The sequence below is a fragment of the Leptothrix toolikensis (SeqCode) genome (genome assembly GCF_057922285.1).
On record NZ_JBYSVC010000121.1, the window covers coordinates 1 to 4898 of the forward strand.

3 protein-coding genes and 1 riboswitch are annotated in these 4898 nt (G+C 66.4%); all 3 genes read left to right on the forward strand.

Features of this window, described 5'->3' with window-relative positions; genetic code table 11:
* Positions 1 to 60: 60 nt before the first annotated feature.
* A riboswitch (glycine riboswitch) is annotated at positions 61 to 164 on the forward strand.
* Positions 165 to 214: 50 nt separating this feature from the next.
* The 3 genes from gcvT (at position 215) to gcvP (ending at position 4775) form a co-directional block, all read left to right on the forward strand.
* Positions 215 to 1387, forward strand: coding sequence for a glycine cleavage system aminomethyltransferase GcvT (gene gcvT, locus AC3VI7_RS12085; protein WP_489669362.1), 1173 nt, complete (start codon positions 215 to 217; stop codon positions 1385 to 1387).
* A gap of 61 nt (positions 1388 to 1448) precedes the next feature.
* A complete protein-coding gene (gene gcvH / locus AC3VI7_RS12090) occupies positions 1449 to 1823 on the forward strand; it encodes a glycine cleavage system protein GcvH (RefSeq protein WP_489669361.1) in 375 nt (124 codons plus the stop codon).
* Positions 1824 to 1859: 36 nt separating this feature from the next.
* Entirely contained in the window at positions 1860 to 4775 is a 2916-nt protein-coding gene (gene gcvP, locus AC3VI7_RS12095; protein WP_489669360.1) for an aminomethyl-transferring glycine dehydrogenase, read from the forward strand.
* Positions 4776 to 4898: the final 123 nt, after the last annotated feature.

Consider the following 4898-nt stretch of genomic DNA (forward strand, 5'->3'; position numbering starts at 1 on the left):
GCACGACCTGAACGCTCAGGCCAAAGGACTGGCAGACACGGCATGCCCGCAAGGGCTGCCGTGATCCTCACTGGAGAGAGGTGGCCCCTGGAGGCCATCCACCGAAGGGGCAAGCGCTCGATGTGGGCGTCAATCTCTCAGGTAAAGCGGACAGCGAGGGCAGGCCCACCGGCAGCGGTGGCGTGCATTCTTGCCCTTAGATCGGTCCGTGATCATGTCCCTGAGCCCCCAAGACGCGCTGAGCGTCACCCCTTTGCATGCCCTGCACCGCGAACTCGGTGCCCGCATGGTGCCCTTTGCGGACTACGACATGCCGGTGCAATACCCCGCTGGCATCTTGGCCGAGCACCGCCAGTGCCGCAGCGCGGCCGCCCTGTTTGATGTCTCGCACATGGGCCAAGTGCGCTTGGTCGGCGCGGATGCCGCTGCGGCGCTTGAAACCTTGGTGCCCGTCGATGTGCTTGGTCTCGGTGCTGGCAAACAGCGCTATGCCTTCTTCACCAACGAGCAAGGCGGCTTGCTCGACGATCTGATGATCACTCGCCCACCCATGGATGCGGTGGCCGAATTTGGCGATCTCTTTTTGGTGGTCAACGCCGGCTGCAAGGCGGCCGACATCGCCCATCTGCAAAGCACCATCGGTGACAACGGTCAAACACGTGGTCATCACCGCTGCCAAGTCATCCCCATGCCTGAGCGAGCCTTGCTCGCCTTGCAAGGCCCACAAGCCGCTCTTGTCTTGGCGCGCCTGAACCCCGGCGTGAACGCCTTGACGTTCATGACCGGCGCGGTCTTTACGTTGGCCGGTGCGGCTTGTTTTGTGACCCGCTCGGGCTACACCGGCGAAGACGGCTTCGAAATCTCCGTTCCCGCTGAAGCGGCCGAAGCCTTGGCCCGCGCCTTGCTGGCCCAGCCCGAAGTGGCACCCGCCGGCTTGGGCGCTCGCGACACCCTGCGTCTCGAAGCGGGTCTGTGCCTCTACGGCCACGACATCGACACGCAAACTTCGCCGGTCGAAGCCGGTTTGAACTGGGCAATGCAAAAGGTGCGCCGCCCCGACGGTGCCCGGGCTGGCGGCTACCCCGGGGCCGACATGCTGGCGCAGCAGTGGCGCGACGGCCCCCAGCGCAAGCGGGTCGGCCTGATCGGGCTGGAGCGTTTGCCGGTGCGTGAAGGAGCGGTCCTGTTCAACCCCGAGGGCCAAAGCATCGGCCGCGTCACCAGCGGTACGGTCTCGCCCACCTTGGGCCACCCCATCGCCATGGCGTGGATCGACAGCCGCTACGCCGCCGTGGGCAGCGCCGTGCTGGCCGAAGTGCGCGGCAAGCGCACCCCCATGCAAGTCAGCGCCATGCCGTTCGTGCCCCAGCGCTACTTCCGAGGCTGATCCCGCAGAATCGCGCTTTCCTTCCTTGCAACCCACCTGCTTCATTTCAGGAGTTTTTTTCATGAGCATCAAGTTCAGCCCCGACCACGAATGGATCAACGCCGCTGACACCGCCGCTGCGGTGGTCGGTATCACCGTGCACGCCCAAGACGCGCTGGGGGATGTGGTTTTTGTCGATCTGCCCGCTGTGGGAGCCACCTTTGCCAAGGGCGATGTGGCCGGTGTGGTCGAGTCGGTCAAGGCCGCCGCCGATGTCTACGCCCCGGTCAGCGGCGAGATCGTCGAAGTCAACGAAGCCCTGCGCGACGACCCCTCCTTGGCCAACAGCGATCCGCTGGCCTCGGGCTGGTTCTTCAAGGTGCGTCTGTCCCACCCCGCTGAGCTCGACGGCTTGCTCGACGCCACCGGCTACGACGCCTTGCTGCAAAGCCTCTAAGCCTCACACCCCCTCCTCCCCCTGCCAGTGATCGCCATGCCTGCTTTATCTGCTCTGTCTTGCCTTGAAAACCTGGCCGAATTCCACCCCCGCCACCTCGGCCCAGACAGTTCGGACGAGCAACGCATGCTGGCGGTCATCGGCAGCCCCAGCCGTGCGGCCTTGATCGACGCGGTGGTGCCGGCCAACATCCGCCGCGCGGCCCCCATGGATCTGCCCGCGCCCACGGGCGAGGCCGCCGCGCTGGCTGAGCTCAAAGCCATCGCGGCCAAGAACCGCGTGTTGACTTCGCACATCGGCTGCGGCTACTTCGGCACCCACACGCCCGGCGTCATCCTGCGCAACATCCTAGAGAACCCGGCCTGGTACACCGCCTACACGCCCTACCAAGCCGAGATCAGCCAAGGCCGCATGGAAGCGCTGATCAACTTCCAGACCATGGTCTGCGACCTGAGCGGCATGGCCATCGCCAACGCCTCGATGCTTGATGAAGCTACCGCTGCTGCTGAAGCGATGACGCTGGCAGCGCGCGCTGGCAAGTCGAAGTCCACCCGCTTCATCGTCGCCCACGACGTGTTGCCGCAGACCCTTGACGTGCTGCACACCCGCGCTGCGCCGCTGGGGATCACGGTCGATCAAGTACACGCCACCGAGATCGCCGCCAGCGTGGCCGCGACCCCGGCCTTTGGCGTGCTGCTGCAATACCCCGGCGTCAACGGTCAGGTGCGTGATCTGCGCCCGATCATCGACGCGGTGCATGCCGCCGGCAGCCTGGCCATCGTCGCGGCCGACTTGCTGGCGCTCACGCTCTTGGTGCCCCCCGGTGAACTTGGGGCCGACATTGCCTGCGGCTCGACCCAGCGCTTCGGCATGCCGATGGGCGCGGGCGGCCCGCACGCGGCTTATCTGGCCACGCAGGACGCCTACAAGCGCTCCATGCCCGGCCGACTGGTGGGCGTGAGCGTGGACAGCCACGGCCACCCGGCTTATCGCTTGGCGCTGCAAACCCGTGAGCAACACATTCGCCGCGAAAAAGCCACCTCCAACATCTGCACCGCCCAAGTCCTGCCGGCCGTGGTCGCCAGCATGTTCGCGGTCTATCACGGCCCGCAGGGCTTGAAGCGCATCGCCCAGCGCATCGCCACCTACACCGCCATCCTCGACGCTGGCCTGCGCCAGCTCGGGGTGCAAACCGTCCACACCACCACCTTCGACACCGTGCTGGTGGTGGTGGGTGCCCGCCAGCGTGACGCGCTGATGGCCGCTGCCGAGGCCTCTGGCCGCAACCTGCGCGCGGCCAGTGAAGACGCCGTGGGCATCTCGCTCGACGAGACCACCACCCGCGCCGACCTTGAAGCCCTGTGGGCGCTCTTTGCCACCCCTTACGCCGCCCCTCCAAGCGTCGAAGCGCTGGCCGGCACCGCACCGCTGATCCCGGCCGAGCTGCGCCGCACCTCAGCGTTCCTGACGCACCCGGTCTTCAACTCGCACCACAGCGAAACCGAGATGCTGCGCTACATCCGCCGCTTGTCGGACAAGGATCTGGCGCTGGACCGCAGCATGATTCCGCTCGGCTCTTGCACCATGAAGCTCAACGCCACCGCCGAGATGATCCCGATCACTTGGCCGGAATTTGCCGGGGTGCATCCCTTCGCCCCGGCCGATCAACTGGCGGGCTACTGGGCGCTGAACGAGCAGCTCACCGGCTGGCTCTGCCAAGCCACCGGCTACCAAGGCATCAGCCTGCAACCCAACGCCGGCTCGCAGGGCGAATACGCCGGGCTGCTGGTCATCAAGGCATGGCACGCCAGCCGGGGCGAAGCACACCGCAGCATCTGCCTGATCCCGGAAAGCGCCCACGGCACCAACCCGGCTTCGGCGCAGATGGCCGGCATGCAGGTGGTGGTCACCAAGTGCGATATCGAAGGCAACATTGATCTGGTCGATCTGCGCGCCAAGTGCGAACAGCACCGCGACCGGCTCGCCGCGATCATGATCACCTACCCCTCGACCTACGGCGTCTTTGACACCCACGTCAAGGCGATCTGCGCGCTGGTGCATGAACACGGTGGTCGGGTCTATGTGGACGGGGCCAACATGAACGCACTCGTCGGCGTGGCCGCCCCGGGTGAATTTGGCGGCGACGTGAGTCACCTGAACCTGCACAAGACCTTCTGCATCCCGCACGGCGGTGGCGGCCCCGGCGTCGGCCCGGTCTGCGTGGTGGCCGATTTGGTGCCGTTCCTGCCGGCACACCGAACGGCCGGCATCGGCACGGCACAAAGCGTCGGTGCCGTGTCCGCCGCACCGCTCGGCAACGCCGCTGTGCTGCCAATCAGCTGGATGTACGTGCGCTTGATGGGCGCTGAGGGCCTCAAAACCGCCACCGAAGTGGCGATCCTGAGCGCCAACTACATCGCCGCCCGCTTGGGCGACGCCTACGACATCCACTTCAGCGGTGGCATCGACAGCGTCAAAGGCGGCGGCGTGGCGCACGAATGCATCCTCGATCTGCGCCCGCTCAAAGACGCCACCGGCATCGGTGCCGAAGACGTCGCCAAGCGCCTGATCGACTACGGCTTCCACGCCCCAACGCTCTCCTTCCCCGTGGCCGGCACGCTGATGGTGGAACCCACCGAGAGCGAACCGCTGATTGAGCTGGACCGCTTCTGCGACGCCATGCTGGCGATTCGGCAGGAAATAGCCCACGTCGCATCGGGCCTCCTGCCGCGTGAGGACAACCCCCTCAAAAACGCCCCGCACACCGCCGAGAGCCTGCTCAAAATCGACTGGCCCCACCCCTACAGCCGCGAAACCGCCGCCTACCCGGTGGCATCCTTGCGCCAAAACAAATACTGGAGCCCCGTCGGCCGCGTCGATAACGTCTGGGGCGACCGAAACCTGTTTTGTGCCTGCGTGCCGGTGGGGGATGCGCAAAACAGCGCGGACTGAGCCCCATCAGCCCTCACCCCCGGCCCCTCTCCCGCAGCGCGGGCGAGGGGAGCCACCCCCCGACCCGTTCGGGCTGAGCTTGTCGAAGGGCTGCATTTGCGCAGCATCGGCAGCAGCAGCAGC